18 protein-coding genes and 1 rRNA gene are annotated in these 16,666 nt (G+C 54.7%); 15 read left to right on the forward strand and 4 right to left on the reverse strand.

Going from position 1 to position 16,666, the window contains the following annotated elements:
• Window positions 1–22: 22 nt before the first annotated feature.
• Window positions 23–367 carry a zinc ribbon domain-containing protein YjdM gene (locus FHW66_RS14330; protein ID WP_183380489.1) on the reverse strand — a complete coding sequence of 115 codons (345 nt, stop codon included), beginning with the start codon at window positions 365–367 and terminating at the stop codon, window positions 23–25.
• Window positions 368–486: 119 nt separating this feature from the next.
• On the opposite strand from FHW66_RS14330, the gene FHW66_RS14335 reads away from it, so the two are divergent.
• Window positions 487–933, forward strand: coding sequence for a hypothetical protein (locus tag FHW66_RS14335; protein WP_183380490.1), 447 nt, complete (start codon window positions 487–489; stop codon window positions 931–933).
• 7 nt (window positions 934–940) lie between these two features.
• On the opposite strand, the gene FHW66_RS14340 is transcribed toward FHW66_RS14335, so the two are convergent.
• Together FHW66_RS14340 and FHW66_RS14345 are read right to left on the reverse strand one after the other, a co-directional pair.
• Window positions 941–3,271 (reverse strand): DEAD/DEAH box helicase, encoded by a 2,331-nt coding sequence (locus FHW66_RS14340; RefSeq protein WP_183380491.1) that lies wholly within the window; start codon window positions 3,269–3,271, stop codon window positions 941–943.
• Between the two features lie 122 nt (window positions 3,272–3,393).
• Window positions 3,394–3,645: a hypothetical protein gene (locus tag FHW66_RS14345; protein ID WP_183380492.1), complete on the reverse strand. Its 252-nt coding sequence runs from the start codon at window positions 3,643–3,645 to the stop codon at window positions 3,394–3,396.
• 469 nt (window positions 3,646–4,114) lie between these two features.
• Here FHW66_RS14345 and infA point away from each other — a divergent pair, with 469 nt between their 5' ends.
• The 14 genes from infA (at window position 4,115) to ureG (ending at window position 16,113) form a co-directional block, all read left to right on the forward strand.
• Window positions 4,115–4,378 carry a translation initiation factor IF-1 gene (infA, locus tag FHW66_RS14350; RefSeq protein WP_183380493.1) on the forward strand — a complete coding sequence of 88 codons (264 nt, stop codon included), beginning with the start codon at window positions 4,115–4,117 and terminating at the stop codon, window positions 4,376–4,378.
• 31 nt (window positions 4,379–4,409) lie between these two features.
• Window positions 4,410–4,721: a hypothetical protein gene (locus FHW66_RS14355; RefSeq protein WP_183380494.1), complete on the forward strand. Its 312-nt coding sequence runs from the start codon at window positions 4,410–4,412 to the stop codon at window positions 4,719–4,721.
• Between the two features lie 390 nt (window positions 4,722–5,111).
• Window positions 5,112–6,365, forward strand: a complete 1,254-nt coding sequence (urtA, locus tag FHW66_RS14360; protein WP_183380495.1) for an urea ABC transporter substrate-binding protein — start codon at window positions 5,112–5,114, stop codon at window positions 6,363–6,365.
• Between the two features lie 194 nt (window positions 6,366–6,559).
• Entirely contained in the window at window positions 6,560–8,116 is a 1,557-nt protein-coding gene (urtB, locus tag FHW66_RS14365) for an urea ABC transporter permease subunit UrtB (RefSeq protein WP_370543472.1), read from the forward strand.
• Entirely contained in the window at window positions 8,113–9,228 is a 1,116-nt protein-coding gene (urtC, locus tag FHW66_RS14370) for an urea ABC transporter permease subunit UrtC (protein ID WP_183380497.1), read from the forward strand. Before urtB ends, urtC begins: the two co-directional genes overlap by 4 nt.
• Complete coding sequence (gene urtD, locus FHW66_RS14375; protein WP_183380498.1) at window positions 9,225–10,079, forward strand: urea ABC transporter ATP-binding protein UrtD; 855 nt, start codon at window positions 9,225–9,227, stop codon at window positions 10,077–10,079. The genes urtC and urtD overlap by 4 nt, the downstream gene beginning before the upstream one ends.
• Before the next feature lie 3 nt (window positions 10,080–10,082).
• The gene (gene urtE / locus FHW66_RS14380) at window positions 10,083–10,781 is read left to right on the forward strand and encodes an urea ABC transporter ATP-binding subunit UrtE (RefSeq protein ID WP_183380499.1); all 699 of its coding nucleotides are present in this window, start codon (window positions 10,083–10,085) and stop codon (window positions 10,779–10,781) included.
• Between the two features lie 153 nt (window positions 10,782–10,934).
• Window positions 10,935–11,825: an urease accessory protein UreD gene (locus FHW66_RS14385; protein WP_183380500.1), complete on the forward strand. Its 891-nt coding sequence runs from the start codon at window positions 10,935–10,937 to the stop codon at window positions 11,823–11,825.
• 16 nt (window positions 11,826–11,841) lie between these two features.
• Window positions 11,842–12,144 carry an urease subunit gamma gene (locus FHW66_RS14390; RefSeq protein ID WP_183380501.1) on the forward strand — a complete coding sequence of 101 codons (303 nt, stop codon included), beginning with the start codon at window positions 11,842–11,844 and terminating at the stop codon, window positions 12,142–12,144.
• A 14-nt stretch (window positions 12,145–12,158) separates the two neighbouring features.
• Entirely contained in the window at window positions 12,159–12,485 is a 327-nt protein-coding gene (locus tag FHW66_RS14395) for an urease subunit beta (protein WP_183380502.1), read from the forward strand.
• Window positions 12,482–14,182, forward strand: coding sequence for an urease subunit alpha (gene ureC, locus FHW66_RS14400; RefSeq protein WP_183380503.1), 1,701 nt, complete (start codon window positions 12,482–12,484; stop codon window positions 14,180–14,182). Before FHW66_RS14395 ends, ureC begins: the two co-directional genes overlap by 4 nt.
• A 30-nt stretch (window positions 14,183–14,212) precedes the next feature.
• The gene (gene ureE, locus FHW66_RS14405) at window positions 14,213–14,734 is read left to right on the forward strand and encodes an urease accessory protein UreE (RefSeq protein WP_183380504.1); all 522 of its coding nucleotides are present in this window, start codon (window positions 14,213–14,215) and stop codon (window positions 14,732–14,734) included.
• 1 nt (window position 14,735) lies between these two features.
• Window positions 14,736–15,416: an urease accessory protein UreF gene (locus FHW66_RS14410; RefSeq protein WP_183380505.1), complete on the forward strand. Its 681-nt coding sequence runs from the start codon at window positions 14,736–14,738 to the stop codon at window positions 15,414–15,416.
• 61 nt (window positions 15,417–15,477) lie between these two features.
• Window positions 15,478–16,113 (forward strand): urease accessory protein UreG, encoded by a 636-nt coding sequence (ureG, locus tag FHW66_RS14415; protein WP_183380506.1) that lies wholly within the window; start codon window positions 15,478–15,480, stop codon window positions 16,111–16,113.
• A gap of 265 nt (window positions 16,114–16,378) precedes the next feature.
• On the opposite strand, the gene rrf is transcribed toward ureG, so the two are convergent.
• Window positions 16,379–16,491, reverse strand: a 5S ribosomal RNA gene (gene rrf, locus FHW66_RS14420).
• Window positions 16,492–16,666 lie beyond the last annotated feature (175 nt).

Raw genomic sequence — 16,666 nt, forward strand, 5'->3', positions numbered from 1 at the left:
AGATACTCCAGAGATAAGGCGATCAAACCTTCTTGACGAATTCAGTCTTCAAACCCATGGCACCAAAACCATCGATCTTGCAATCGATATCGTGGTCGCCGTCGACCAGACGGATATTCTTGACCTTGGTACCGATCTTGACGACACCACCACCACCCTTGAGCTTGAGATCTTTGATGATGGTTACGGTATCGCCATCCTGCAGGATATTGCCGCTGGCATCACGCCAGACTTTAGCGGTGTCAACAGCTTGCTCACCGACAGGCTGGGATGACCATTCGTGCGCACATTCCGGACAAATATAGAGGTTGCCATCTTCATAGGTAAATTCGGAATGGCATTGGGGACAGGCGGGCAAGTGACTCATGTAATCTTTCTTCATAGCGGATGGTGCCGGGCAGCGCCGACAGTATACCGTGGTGACCGGAGTTCCTTATACTATTGCCAGCAAGCTTATATGTGCCTGTCTCACGTTCAGGAGTCGCGATGCAACTGCAGTCCATTCCCGTTCATGTCCCGCATGCCCCATTACGCAAGGAATGCCCAGCGGGTGCCTGTGTCTGCCAGCGCGAATTGCTGGAACAGGATCCGACGGCTGATATGCGGATATTGATGTTGACCCAGGAACAGGAAAAGCGCCTCATCGAGCGGATTGCTCGCATCATCAGCTATGCCGATTTACAGCATGTGGTGCAGTTGTTGCAGTCGCAATTGGGCGTGGTACTGCGGATCATGCCGGGACCGCGTGAGGTGCGTACGGTACGTGGCTTCATTATCCAGCTGGAGGATCAGCCGGGCTTGTGCAAGAAAACCCGGCAAGCGATTCCGGCGGCGATTCGCAAATGTCTGGAGCAGCAGCCCCAGATTGCTTATGCCATTCTTGACACCCATGACTTGCTGGGCGCGTCCGAAAACGCGCCGCAGCAAGGCTGAGTAAGCATCAGGGCTTGCTGCCCTTGCGGTGTGGTTTGGCCTTGGGCTTGGCTGGATCACGACGCTTGTCAGGGCGATGTTCAGACTTGTGTTCAGGCTTTTGATCTGACCTGTGTTCAGGCTTGTGCGCCCGCTTGCCAACCGCGGCCTGATCGGTATGCTGCGCCTCGGCACCGGCGATGCTGATCTTCAACTGCTGCCCAGCGACCCACACGCCCTTGAGATGATTAAACAACTGCTTGGGCATGCCTGAGGGTAAATCCAGCGTGCTGAAGTCTTCATGAATCTCGATGCGTCCGATATGCTGCGCCTCCAGACCAGCTTCATTGGCGATGGCACCGACGATATTGCTCGGCGATACCGCATGCTTGCGGCCGACTTCGATACGATAGGTCTGCATCTGGAATTCGCCCGCCTGCTTGCGATCGTGCTTGCGTTCTTTCTTGCGATCCGAATCGCGGCCAGAATCACGCCCTGCTTCTGCCGTCTCCACGTGGTCTGCGGCGTCGGCTGTGCTGAACTCGCGGGCTGGCGCTGGCTTCCTTTCCTTACGGACCGGGCGCTCTGCTGCGGGCGAAAATGCCGGAGCCGATGCAGGGGTCGATGCTGTATGGCCAGCAGTCGCAGCATTGTCGCGCGCAATCCGTAGCGCCTGTCCAGCGACCCTGACCGCCTTGAGATGATCGATCAGATCATCCGGCATGTCGTCCGGCAAATCGACAATCGCGTAGTCGTCATAAATATCGATGCGTCCGATATGCTTGGAATCCATACCTGCTTCGTTGGCAATCGCACCAACGATATTGCCGGGCTTGACGCCATGCTGATGGCCCACTTCAATGCGGAAGCTTTGCATGCCGGGTTCGGAAGCGCGGATGATGCGCTCCTTTCTGGCAAAACCATCGCGTTCAAACTTGTCGCTACGTTCGCGCCGCTCACCTTGCTCACTGCGCTCTGGTCGTTCACGTACACTGCGCTCGCTTGATGGCGCAAATGCTTCGTGGCTCTCGCGCTGCTTCTTGTCCAGCAGCAGCGGTTCAGTTCCCCGCGCCATGCGTGCCAGTGCGGCTGCGATATCAACTGCGGAGACATTGAATTCGCGCTCATAGTCTTCCACCAGCGAACGGAAGATATCCAGTTCGCCATCGGCCAGCGTGGCACTGATCTGCTCCTTGAAACGTGACACGCGCACATCGTTGACGGCCTGAATGCTCGGCAGCGTCATCTGTGTAATCGGTTGGCGAGTCGAGCGCTCGATGGTCTTGAGCAAATTCTTTTCGCGTGGAGTAATAAAGAGGATCGCTTCACCACTGCGACCCGCGCGCCCGGTGCGGCCGATGCGGTGGGTATAGCTCTCGGGATCGTAAGGCACATCGTAATTGATGACGTGGCTGATGCGCTCAACGTCGAGGCCACGCGCCGCAACGTCGGTGGCGATCAGGATATCGATTTGACCATCCTTCAATTGCTGGATAGTGCGTTCGCGTTGCTGTTGCTGGATATCGCCATTGATGGCGGCCGCGGCAAATCCGCGAGCCTTAAGCTTTCCGGCCAGCTCTTCTGTGCCAAGCTTGGTACGCGAAAAAATGATCAGCCCATCAAACGGTTCCACCTCCAGAATCCGGGTCAGTGCATCGAGCTTGTGCATGCCGCTGACCAGCCAGTAACGCTGACGAATGTTCTCTGCAGTGCCGGTCTTGGCGGCAATGGTGACTTCGGCGGGATCGCGCAGATAGGTCTTGGCAATGCGTTTGATGACCGCTGGCATGGTGGCCGAAAACAGCGTGGTCTGACGGGCCGCAGGGGTACGTTGCAGAATCGACTCGACATCGTCAATGAAGCCCATGCGCAGCATTTCGTCAGCCTCATCGAGCACCATGGTCTTGAGCTGAGACAGATCAAGCGAGCCTTTTTCCAGATGGTCGATAACCCGGCCAGGTGTACCAACCACGACATGCACGCCGCGGCGCAATGCGCTGAGTTGCGGTCCGTAGCTTTGTCCGCCATAAATTGGCAATACATGAAAACCCGGAATATGGGTGGCGTAGCGCTGAAATGCTTCGGCAACCTGAATCGCAAGTTCCCGTGTCGGGGCCAGGATCAGCGCTTGTGGCGCGCTTTGGCGCAAGTCCAGACGCGACAGGATCGGCAACGCAAAGGCAGCCGTCTTGCCGGTGCCGGTCTGGGCCTGACCCAGCACATCACGGTTGGACAACAGTAAAGGGATGGTTGCCGCCTGAATCGGCGACGGGGACTCGTAACCGAGCTCCTTGAGCACGCGCAACAGGGGCTCACTGAGGTGAAGATCGGAAAACAAGGGGAGGGGGGCTTCGGACATGAGGAGACTCGCTGGTTCTTAGTGGCTGCAGGACGCAACCAATTGTTGAGCGCAGTTTACCTGCTTGTGAAGCAATGAGCGACTTAAGTTATGTCACAGGCCCCTCATGCTGGCCGGCAATATTACTGAAATGTGTTGGGAGTCAGCCGTAATGGCGTACCCTGCACTCCGGCGTGGACCAGACGCCGCGCCACACCGGTGATATTGCCTTCAAGCTCACGGAAGGTTTGCACCGGTCCGAGAATTTCGAACATCTGTGCCGCCAGCTTGACCAGTGCTTCGTTGGTAATGAAACACTCGCGATGCACAAATTCAACGCAAACCGAAAAAGCGATGCCTGATTTTGTCACTTTTACTGCCAATGGCTGAGACATAATACTCACCTTCATTGATGTAAACACCCAGTGTGCTCGCAAGCCCACCAAATAGCAATGAGAGCGCAACGACCTGGCAATGGCTCATCTTGCGCCGACGTTGGCAAACTGCTTTGTAGCGGGCGGGCGGTGCGCCGATGCGGTATAATACAGGTTCGTGGGGTTCGTGCCTTTTTTGCTAGCGCCCTTTTCATGACCGGCAATGTTGTGTCGCCTGTCTCCACTCTTTCTGGTCGAATTTGCCGCTTTCAGAGCAAACCCGGCCGTCCCGCTGTAATCCGCTGCACCGGTAAGTGTTGTTGGCCGGTGCCAAGTCTTTTTGTGGCCCGCATCGGTGCAATTGAACAAAAAGCAATCCGCGCCGATCCGCTCAAGCGGCCACCGGCCTTAATGTTCGCGCGCTCTGGCGAAATACCTGCACCGTGTTGCATGCTGTTTCGGTCAGCTTCGCGCCCAACCTGGAATTAAAATGGCTAAAGAAGAATTACTTGAAATGAACGGCCTCGTCGAAGAAGTTTTGCCGGACTCGCGCTTTCGCGTCAATCTGGAAAACGGTCATCAATTGATCGCCTACACTTCCGGCAAGATGCGCCAGAACCACATCCGTATCCTCGCTGGGGATAAAGTGACGCTGGAAATGTCGCCTTATGATCTGAGCAAAGGCCGGATTACCTTCCGTCACCTGGAAAAACGCGGTCCAGTCGGTGGCGGGCAACAACGCCGTCGTTACTGAGCAGCAACAGGTCAACGCACCCAGCCCGCTCATGACACCACCCATTAGTATCGAGCGTACCGCCGGTGCCGCCGCCATCGTTGCTCAGGCAATCTTGCTGGCGTCAGCCGAAGGAGTGGAAATCTCCGACGTGGTCTGGGATATCGGCGACGATCTCACGCATGAGCATGCACACCGACTTGATCTGCTCGCAGCAGACAAGTCGGTACGCTTGTATTTCACCGAGCCTGAGCTGACCACCAGCGGCCATTCCATGCGCAGCAAGCGCGTCACCGAACGATTGCAGCGCGCCATTGCGCAACTGATGCTGCGCACTCCTGCACCGACTTATACGCTTCTCTGATGTCGACACTGGATAATCGGCCTGCAACCAAATAGGCCGATGACAGGCTCGCACCAAATTAACCCACTGCATCAACTGCCGCAAACCTTTGCGTGGCGGCTACCCGTCTGACCATCCACTCCAATTTGCGCTAAAAACACGCACCGACCTAGCTCATTGCCCTGAGTTGGGGCGAACGTACCCTCCCAGCAACCAGTAGGTCACACCAAGCCCCGCATTGGTGCGCACCTGTGCCGCCCGCTCATCGGGACTGGCCCGCCCTTGAACACCATATTGGCATACCAAGAAGAATCCTCGTTCGATCTTGGCACGTTATCTGCTAAAGCTAACAAGCAGTCAACAAAAACTCCATCGAAGTATTGATCTGATTTCTTACTGTAGGAGCTTCTCATGTCACGTCGCACTATCCTGAAAGCAACAGCACTCGGCGCGTTTGCACTTGCAGCATCCTCCTGGCTACCGTCGGCCTTTGCCGAAGACACCATCAAGGTCGGTATCCTGCACTCCCTGTCCGGCACGATGGCCATTTCCGAAACATCGCTCAAAGATGTGGCCTTAATGACCATCGACGAAATCAACGCCAATGGCGGCGTGATGGGCAAAAAACTGGAGCCGGTTGTAGTGGATCCTGCCTCCAACTGGCCACTGTTTGCAGAAAAGGCACGACAGCTGATTTCACAAGACAAGGTATCGGTCGTGTTCGGTTGCTGGACCTCGGTCTCGCGCAAATCGGTACTGCCAGTGTTCAAGGAACTCAACAGCCTGTTGTTCTACCCTGTGCAGTATGAAGGTGAAGAACTCGAGAAAAACGTTTTCTACACTGGTGCAGCACCAAATCAACAAGCTATTCCAGCGGTTGAATACCTGATGTCCAAGGAAGGTGGCGGTGCCAAGCGCTTCGTGCTGCTGGGCACAGACTATGTCTACCCACGTACAACCAACAAGATTCTGCGCGCATTCCTGCATAGCAAAGGCGTGAAAGACTCTGACATCGATGAAGTCTATACACCGTTTGGTCACTCCGACTATCAAACCATCGTCGCCAACATCAAGAAGTTCTCGGCTGGTGGCAAGACTGCTGTAATTTCGACCATCAATGGTGACTCCAACGTGCCGTTCTACAAGGAACTGGGCAATGCAGGTCTGAAGGCAACCGATGTGCCAGTCGTGGCATTCTCGGTGGGTGAAGAAGAATTGCGCGGCGTCGATACCAAGCCGCTGGTGGGTAACCTGGCTGCGTGGAATTACTTTGAATCGATCAAGAACCCAGTCAATGCCGCTTTCATCAAGAAGTGGAAAGCCTACGCCAAGGCCAAAGGACTGCCTAACGCCAACACCGTTGTGACCAACGATCCAATGGAAGCCACCTACGTTGGTATCTACATGTGGAAGCAAGCTGTCGAAAAAGCCAAGTCAACTGATACCGACAAGGTCATTGCAGCAATGGGTGGTCAAACCTTCAAGGCACCGTCCGGCTATACCCTGGAAATGGACAAGACCAACCATCACCTGCACAAGCCCGTGATGATCGGTGAAATCAAGGCCGATGGTCAGTTCAGCGTGGTCTACAAGACCAAGACCACGATCCGCGCACAACCATGGAGCCCTTACATCCCTGGTAACGAAAGCAAGCAAGGTCTGTAATTCGTCATCCATAGTGACTTAACGGGTAGTCACTCTTCGTCTTCATTCCCGCAGGCGCGGGAATGAAGTTCGGAAGTGCCTTGGTTGTGGCATGGCTTGCCCATCGATGAAGACACTCTTCACGTCATAACAACTCCATGAATTCCTTCCTCAAATTCTCAAAAGCAGCGCTGGCTCTCTGTTGTTGTGCCCATATGCTGGGCGCGCAGGCAGCGATTGATCCGGCATTGCTCAAGCCACTGGCTGGCGACGACCCCGATGCACGTATTGCCGCCGTGACGCAGATCGCTGCGTTGGCTAATGCAGATGCGCAAAAGATTCTCGATGCCATCAATAATGATGCGCTGTATGCAACACCGGCAGGCGAAGTGCTCATTGTGAGCGACACGGATGCCTTCAATCCGGCCACCGACAAGACCGGGCCGGTACCCGATGATGCCGATGCCATTACCGTCAACAATCGTCTGCGTGGGGTGGTCGAAGGTGCGTTATCCGGACTCAAGCTGTTTTCTGAAGATCGCGCTGTGCGACTGAGCGCAGCAACTGCCTTGCTTACAACGGCAGATCCTTCGCAAACTCCGCTGATCAGCAAAGCGCTGGCGGCAGAAAAAGATTCTGAAATCCAGGGCGTGCTCAAGCAGGTAGTGGCGACCGCCAATCTGCATGCGCCCGACGCAGAAAGCCGCCGCGCCGCAGTCAAGGCGCTCGGCGAGACGACCAATGCCAGCCTGCGGCCAGTACTGGAACAAATGCTGAGCAAAAATGCCGACGGCAGTAATGTCGAGCCGGATGAAGGCGTGCGTATCGAGGCTGTGCGGACTTTGGCAGCGCTGGATCGCCATCTGGCCATTACCGACTTTGTCGGCAAGCTGTTCTATGGCGTATCACTCGGCAGCGTGCTGCTGCTGGCGGCACTGGGGCTGGCAATTACCTTTGGCCTGATGGGCATCATCAATATGGCGCATGGTGAATTACTGATGATTGGCGCTTATACGACCTATGTCTGTCAGTTGTTCTTCCGGCATTTCTTCCCCGGTGCGATCGATGCCTATCTGGTTGTCGCTTTGCCTGCGGCGTTCCTGGTGGCGGCTGCGGTTGGCATCGTGCTGGAGCGCCTGGTGATTCGCTGGCTGTATGGCCGTCCGCTGGAAACACTGCTGTGCACCTGGGGTATCAGCCTGATGCTGATGCAGGGCGTGCGCTCCATCTTCGGCGCACAAAATGTCGAAGTTGCCAATCCGAGCTGGATGTCAGGCGGTGTCACGGTGCTGGGCTCGCTGGTACTGTCGTATAACCGTATTGTCATTATCTTCTTTGCGATGTTTGTCGTGTTTGCCGTCTGGCTGATCCTGAACAAGACACGCCTCGGCTTGTTCGTACGTGCGGTAACGCAAAACCGTCGTATGGCGGACTGCGTAGGCGTCTCCACCGGCAAGATCGACATGATGACCTTTGGGCTGGGTTGCGGGATTGCCGGGCTCGGCGGTGTGGCGTTATCGCAACTTGGCAATGTGGGTCCAGACCTCGGTCAGGGCTATATCGTGGATTCATTCATGGTAGTGGTACTAGGGGGGGTCGGTCAGCTGGCAGGAACAGTGATTGCGGCACTCGGACTGGGTGAGGTCAACAAATTTCTGGAACCTGTGGCCGGTGCCGTACTGGCCAAGATTGCGATTCTTGTCTTCATCATCGTGTTTATCCAAAAGCGCCCGCAAGGCCTGTTTGCACTGAAAGGCAGGAGCGTGGAATGAGCCAGCTTAACTTCTCCCAACGACCAGCCCTGTTCGCCCGCCCCGCCTGGATCGGCATCATTGTCTGCACCGTAGTGCTGGCGTTACTACCTATCCTCAATCTGGTGTTTCCGGCAGGTCATCCGCTGGCGATATCGAGCTACACCATTGCCCTGATCGGCAAGTTCATGTGCTATGCCATGGCAGCGCTGGCATTGGATCTGGTGTGGGGCTATACCGGCATTCTGTCGCTCGGCCACGGCGTCTTCTTTGCACTCGGCGGCTACGCACACGGCATGTATCTGATGCGTGCCATTGGTCACGATGGCGTGTATCAAAGCGATCTGCCGGACTTCATGGTGTTCCTGAACTGGAAGGCCTATCCCTGGTACTGGTGGATGAGCGATCACTTCTGGTTCGCCATGTTGCTGGTGGTACTGGTACCCGGCATCTTGGCTTTCGTGTTCGGCTACTTCGCATTCCGGTCTCGAATCAAGGGGGTCTATTTTTCCATCATCACGCAGGCCATGACGTTCGCGTTCATGTTGCTGTTCTTCCGAAACGATACCGGCTTCGGCGGCAACAATGGCTTCACCGATTTCAAGCGCATTCTCGGCTTCACGATTACGGCTCCCTCCACCAAGGCGGTACTGTATCTGGTCACACTGGCTTGCCTGCTGGGTTCGCTGCTGTTGTGCCGCGTCATCGTGACATCGAAACTGGGGCGCGTGCTGCAAGGAGTGCGTGATTCAGAATCGCGGCTGATGTTCATCGGCTACAACCCGCTCTGGTTCAAGCTGTTTGTGTGGACATTATCGGCGGTCTTGTGTGGCATCGCAGGTGCCTTGTATGTGCCGCAGGTTGGCATCATCAACCCGTCCGAAATGTCACCCGCCAATTCGATTGAAATGGTGATCTGGGCTGCGGTCGGTGGGCGTGGTTCACTGTTGGGTCCGATCATCGGTGCATTCACGGTCAATGGTTTGAAGAGCTGGTTTACGGCGGCCTTCCCGGATCTTTGGCTGTATGCGCTGGGACTGATCTTCATTCTGGTCACGCTGTTCCTGCCGCAGGGCATTCTCGGTCTGATCCAGAAACTCAAGAAGCGTGACAGCACCGCGGAGGCTGCATGAGCGAACTCTACAACCGCGCTACGCCGCAAGAGAGCGTCGACAACGGTCAGCATGCTGATCATGGCACCTCCTATGCGCGTATCAAACCAGACGGCGTCGATACCCTGCATGGTGCGATTCTGTATCTGGAAGACATCACGGTCTCCTTTGATGGTTTCAAGGCCATCAACAAGCTCAATCTCGATATTTCGGTCGGCGAACTGCGCTGCATCATCGGTCCCAACGGCGCTGGTAAAACAACCATGATGGATGTCATCACCGGCAAGACGCGACCAAACGCCGGTACCGCTTTTTTTGGACAGACCATTGATCTGACCAAGATGACCGAATACGAGATTGCCCACGCCGGTATTGGTCGCAAGTTTCAGCGACCAACGGTGTTTGAGCAGCACTCGGTTTTCGACAATCTTGAACTGGCGATGAAGATGGACAAGCGCGTCAAGCGTACCTTGTTCGCCCGCCTGAATTCCGAGCAGATCGGCAAGATCGAGGAAATCCTCAAGCTGATCCGCCTTAATGGTCAGGAAAACCGCATGGCTGGTCTGCTTTCCCACGGTCAAAAGCAATGGCTGGAAATTGGCATGTTGCTGATGCAGGAGCCGCGGTTGCTGCTACTCGATGAACCGGTAGCCGGCATGTCGGATGCGGAAACCGTGCGCACCGCTGAATTACTCAACGAGCTGCGCGGCAAGCATTCGATCATGGTGGTGGAACACGACATGGGCTTTGTCGAGGAAATTGCTCAGGGTGGCAAGGTCACCGTATTGCATGAAGGTTCGGTACTGGCCGAAGGCACCATGCAGCAGGTGCAATCCGACGAACGCGTAATCGAAGTTTATCTGGGACGCTAAGCCATGCTGCAAGTTAATCAACTCAACCAATATTATGGCGCGGCGCATACCTTGCGCGGGGTATCGCTCAATGTCGAGAAGGGCAAATGTCTGTCGCTGTTGGGTCGCAATGGCGTCGGCAAGACGACTTTGCTGAAATGCCTCATGGGTGTACTGCCGGTAGCTGCCGGCAATGTCACGCTGGAAGGGCGCGACATTACCAAACTCAAACCGCATCAGCGCGCCGCTCTTGGCATTGCTTACGTCCCGCAGGGACGCGAAATTTTCGCCCGCCTGACCGTAGAAGAAAATCTGCTCATGGGCATGGCAAGCTTATCGGGACGCAAAGCGTCGGTCATCAAGGGAGAAGTCTATGAACTATTCCCAGTGCTCAAGGAGATGCTGCACCGTCGCGGTGGCGACCTCTCCGGTGGTCAGCAACAACAGCTGGCGATTGCGCGTGCCTTACTGGCTGAGCCCAAGCTGATCATTCTGGATGAACCGACAGAGGGCATTCAGCCATCGATCATCAAGGATATCGGGCGCGTGATCAGCCTGCTGCGCCAGCGCGGCGATATTGGAATTCTGCTGTGCGAGCAGTATTTTGATTTTGCGCGCGAACTGGCAGACAACTTTGTAGTAATGTCGCGAGGTGAAGTGGTAGCCGCAGGGACCCAGGCACAAATGGATGATGACAGCGTCAAAAAACACCTGGCCGTCTGATCGTGGTTGTAGCTAGCTGCGCCGCAGCATTGCTGGGCACTGCCATATCCATAAGCAGTCGCTGTTTTTTTGCTGAAGGTCTGCTATAACAGCACATTACGATGCAGACGGTTGCTCGTCCTTTATATCACCATTGCTACATTGCACCCTTGCATGAAACGCGTCATTACTCCCCTCGACTCCAGCGCTCCTGCAACGCAGACGGCGCCGCCTGTGCACGGGAATGAATTAGCTCGGCTAAGGCTGGGATTTACCAACGATGCTGGCACCACACGGTTGACTGAGCGCAGCCATTTTGGCCCGCTGCGCGTACAAAAACCGCTCTACCCCGAACATCCTTCTGTTTGTCACGCCATCATCGTGCACCCGCCCGGCGGTATTCTCGGCGGCGATATCTTGCAGATCGACGCTGCGGTGGGCGCACAAGCCCATGCTTTGCTGACCACGCCAGGAGCGGGAAAATGGTATCGCGCCAATGGCATGACTTCACAGCAGCAGGTGGCCTTGTCAGTCGCCGCGGGCGGCTCACTGGAATGGCTACCGCAAGAGACGATTTTCTTCAACGATGCCAATGTGCGGATTCGGCATGATGTCGAGCTGGCCGCTGACACCTGCTATATCGGTGCCGATATTCTGTGTTTTGGACGTACTGCCTCAGGTGAATCCTTCGAGACCGGCTGCGTCGGCCAGCGTACCGGCATCCGCCGTGAAGGAAAATTGATCTGGTTTGAACAGGGCAGCCTGCAGGCAGGAACGCATGCCATGCAAAGCCCGTTGGTGCTAGGTGGCTATTCGGTATGCGCGACCATGATTGCGGTCGGCAAGACGATGAACAGCGCGTTTTTGCAACAACTGCGCGAAGAGACTGGTGCGTTGGCTGGAGACGGCCGCAGTGGCGTCTCACAGATGAAGCAATTGCTGGTGTTGCGCTATCTTGGACACTCCAGTCAATCGGCACGCCACTGGTTGATGCGTGCCTGGCAACTGATCCGGCCCGAATTAATGCAACGTGACGCGGTCATCCCGCGTATCTGGAATACATGAGAATCAAGGAGAACAGATGGAACTGACACCGAGAGAAAAGGACAAGCTGCTGATCTTTACAGCTGCTCTGCTGGCTGAACGGCGGCGCGCAAGAGGTCTCAAGCTGAACTATCCGGAATCGGTCGCGCTGATTACTGCTGCGATCATGGAAGGTGCACGTGATGGCAAGAGCGTAGCGGAATTGATGTCGGAGGGTACCCGCATATTGGGCCGCGCCGATGTGATGGAAGGTGTGGCGGAAATGATCCCCGACATTCAGGTCGAAGCGACCTTCCCTGACGGTACCAAGCTGGTCACGGTCCATCATCCGATTCCCTGAACGAGGAGCCCATCATGATTCCTGGAGAAATGCTGGTCGAACCCGGCGATATCGAACTCAATGTTGGACGTGCAACGGCGACTGTGACGGTTGCTAATAGCGGTGACCGGCCGATTCAGATCGGATCCCATTTTCATTTCTATGAAGTCAATCCGGCTTTGTTGTTTGACCGTCAGCTCGGCTACGGCATGCGACTCAATATCGCTGCGGGAACAGCCGTGCGTTTTGAACCCGGTCAGGAGCGTACCGTGGAACTGGTAGCGCTGGCAGGTGAACGCAAAGTGTATGGTTTCAACGCCAAGGTGATGGGTGCACTGGACAAGAAGGGAAGCAAAGCATGAGCAAGATTTCACGTCAGGCCTATGCCGAAATGTTCGGCCCTACTACAGGCGACCGTTTGCGCCTCGCTGACACAGGTTTGTTCGTCGAAGTCGAGAAAGACTTCACCACCTATGGTGAGGAAGTTAAATTCGGTGGTGGCAAGGTAATTCGCGATGGTATGGGGCAATCACAACGTAACCATCATGACGTGATGGATACGGTCATCACCAATGCCGTGATCATTGATCACTGGGGCATCGTGAAGGCCGACATCGGTATCAAGGGTGGCAAGATCGCCGGAATCGGCAAAGCCGGCAACCCCGATATTCAACCGAATGTCACCATGGCCATCGGTGGCGCAACCGAGATCATTGCCGGTGAAGGCATGATCGTGACCGCTGGTGGGGTTGATACCCACATTCACTTCATCTGTCCGCAGCAGATCGAGGAAGCACTCATGAGCGGCGTGACCACCATGATTGGCGGTGGCACCGGGCCCGCGGTCGGTACTGCAGCGACCACTTGTACGCCTGGTCCTTGGCATATTCATTCGATGCTGTCTGCGGCGGATGCGTTTCCGATGAATCTCGGGTTTCTCGGCAAAGGCAATGTCAGTTTGCCGACGCCACTTGAGGAACAGGTCCAGGCCGGTGCAATTGGTCTGAAGTTGCATGAAGACTGGGGATCAACACCGGCCGCGATCGATAACTGTTTGTCTGTGGCCGACAAGATGGATATTCAGGTCGCCATTCACAGCGATACCCTCAACGAAGGTGGCTTCCTGGAACATACACTGGCGGCCTTCAAGGATCGTACGATTCATACCTTCCATACCGAAGGTGCCGGTGGTGGCCATGCGCCGGATATCATTGCCGCAGTGGGTGAAGGCAATGTGTTGCCATCCTCGACCAATCCAACCCGACCTTACACGGTCAACACATTGGATGAACATCTGGACATGCTGATGGTATGTCACCATCTCGATCCGGCCATTGCGGAGGACATTGCGTTTGCCGAGTCACGCATCCGCCGCGAGACCATTGCCGCTGAGGATATTTTGCATGACATCGGCGCGATCTCGATGATGTCGTCGGACTCGCAAGCCATGGGACGCGTCGGTGAAGTGATTATGCGCACCTGGCAAACTGCTCACAAGATGAAATCGCAGCGTGGTTCATTAGCGATGGACCCTTCCCGTCACGATAATTTCCGCGTCAAACGCTATATCGCCAAATACACCATCAATCCCGCGATTACCCACGGTATTTCGCACGTGGTAGGCTCGCTTGAGGTGGGGAAGGTGGCCGACATTGTGCTCTGGAAGCCCGCCTTTTTTGGCGTGAAACCATCCATGATTCTCAAGAGCGGCATGATCGCCGCAGCGCAGATGGGCGACCCAAACGCCTCAATCCCGACACCGCAACCGGTCCATTATCGAATGATGTTCGGCGCTTACGGCGGCGGTCTCAAAAGCTCCATGACTTTTGTCTCCCAAGCGGCGTTCGACGCCGGCATTGGTGCGCATTTGAAGTTGAACAAACCGCTGGTACCAGTCAAAGGCATGCGTCACCTTCGCAAGTCGGACATGATTCATAATGATCTGACACCGAAGATGGAGGTCGATTCGGAGACTTATGAAGTACGTGCCAACGGTGAGTTACTCGTGTGCGAACCCGCCAAGATGCTGCCTCTGGCGCAACGTTATTTCCTGTTTTGAATAAGCTGGGTAAATCAATTAGAGAAGAACATGCTGACGCTGAATACAAAAATTGATCCTGCGGGATTTACCGGCGCAATTGACGGTGAACTGGTACTGCCTTACGAACTGCGCGAAAAAAGTCGTTTGCGTGCTGCGCTGGTTTCGGGCGAAGAGGTTGCGGTGTTTACAGTACGTGGCACCATTTTGCGTGATGGCGATTTACTACGTGGTGACGATGGCCGGGTGGTCAAGGTGAGTGCCGCACGCGAGGTAACTTACCACGTCGAGGGTGACACGCCACAGCATCTGTTGCGTTGTGCCTTCCATTTAGGAAATCGCCATACCCAGGCGCAAGTTGGTGACGGATTTTTGCGTATCCGTAAAGACCCGGTGCTCAAGGAAATGCTGGAAGGTCTTGGCGCACGGGTTACTGAAGAGAATGCGGCCTTCGAGCCGGAGTCCGGCGCCTACGGTGGTGGTCACCATCATCACGGCGATGATCATCACCATCCATTGGCACCGATTCCTGTGCGCCAGAAGATTCACCGTCCTGGCGATATCGCGCGTTAATATGCACGCCCATGCTCTGCTCCATCTGCTACAGCTATCGAGTCCATCATTACCGATTGGCGCTTACAGTTATTCGCAAGGTCTTGAAGCGGCGATAGAAAATGGCAGTGTGAATAACGAGTCGACTGCAAGACAGTGGATCATGACTTCGCTTCAAGAAGTCGTCGCCTATTTTGAAGCACCGATTTTCTGGCGATTGCTGGAAGCGTTCGCTACCCGTGATGCGGATGCTGTCACTTTGTGGAACGAACGTTTCATCGCTGCACGTGATACTGCTGAATTCCGTGCAGAGACGATACAAATGGGATATTCGTTAGGCAAACTGGTGGCAGAGTTGGGAATCTGTGACGCGGAACTACTTGCTTTGCTGCAGCAACAAGCCGAGCTGCCATTGCCAACAACGCTGGCCTGTGCTGCCGTGGCATTGGCTGTTCCAGCGGAGGCAGCGCTGCTGGGAATGCTGTTTTCGTGGGCGGAGAATCAGGTGTTGGTATGCGTCAAATCGGTGCCGCTTGGGCAGGTTGCGGGGCAACGTCTGCTGTTGTCATTGCGTCCGGCATTGGAAGAAGCGTCGCGGATAGCGCAGGGGTTGTCCGATGATGCCTTATCGAATTGGGCTCCGGGACTGTCCCTATTGTCGATGCAGCACGAAATTCAGTACAGCCGACTCTACCGCTCGTAAATAATGTTTTTGCTTGCAAAGATTATCTTTGCTGCAATTTATCAATTGAGGTTATACATCCATGAGTAATTCATCATCACCCAATCCACTACGTGTCGGTATCGGTGGGCCAGTCGGTTCGGGAAAGACTGCACTGTGCGAAATGTTGTGCAAGCGCATGCGCGATCATTACGACATGGCGGTCATCACCAATGATATTTATACCAAGGAAGACATGGAGATTCTGCTGCGCGCAGATGCCCTGCCCGCTGAGCGACTGATGGGCGTTGAGACCGGCGGTTGTCCACATACGGCAATTCGTGAAGATGCGTCGATTAATTTGGAAGCAATTGCGCGAATGAGTGCGGACTTTCCCGATCTTGATCTGATCCTCGTGGAGTCTGGGGGTGATAATCTCGCTGCGACATTCAGCCCGGAGTTATCGGATCTGACTATTTACGTCATCGATGTAGCTGGCGGTGAAAAGATTCCACGTAAAGGTGGTCCTGGTATTACACGTTCTGATTTGTTGATCATAAACAAAACCGATCTGGCACCTTATGTTGGCGCCAACCTGGATATCATGGCACAAGACGCGAAACGTATGCGCGGTGATCGTCCATTTGTTTTCACCAATTTGCGTAGTGGTGATGGCGTGGAGAAGGTTATTGATTACATTCGCAAGCAAGGGTTGCTGGATGAGAAAAAGCCAGTCTAAATCTTTTTATTTGTAAATAATAAAGTCGGCTTCTTGCCGGCTTTATTTTGTCTACCCAGTTTGAGACGTTTGAGCACTCAAAGAAGTAGTTCATTCTAGGGAATAAAGCAGTTATGGACGAAAAGATGCTGACCATTTCCCGCCAAAGTATCCCCGTGTAAAGTTAGTGACTGTGCTGAATCATGCTGTCGGAGCGCGAATTGGCAATGGAAAGTGCAAAGCAAAAAGCCCTTAACCTGAAGGTTAAGGGCTTTTTCAATAACTAGCCTGACGATGACCTACTTTCACACTGGTTGCAGCACTATCATCGGCGCAAAGTCGTTTCACGGTCCTGTTCGGGATGGGAAGGGGTGGTACCAACTTGCTATAGTCATCAGGCATAACTTGTAGTGTTGCTTGAGTCCCGTTGAAACTGGGGTTGTCAAACAACGCAATCTGGGAAGAAGTAAATTATAGTGGGTGTGATGCACAATGGCAAACACGTCAATTCAAGCTATAACAGCTAATGTTATAGGGACAAGCCGCACGGGCAATTAGTATCAGTTAGCTTAAC

This window comes from Herbaspirillum sp. Sphag64 (assembly GCF_014192645.1).
GTDB lineage: Bacteria > Pseudomonadota > Gammaproteobacteria > Burkholderiales > Burkholderiaceae_D > Herbaspirillum.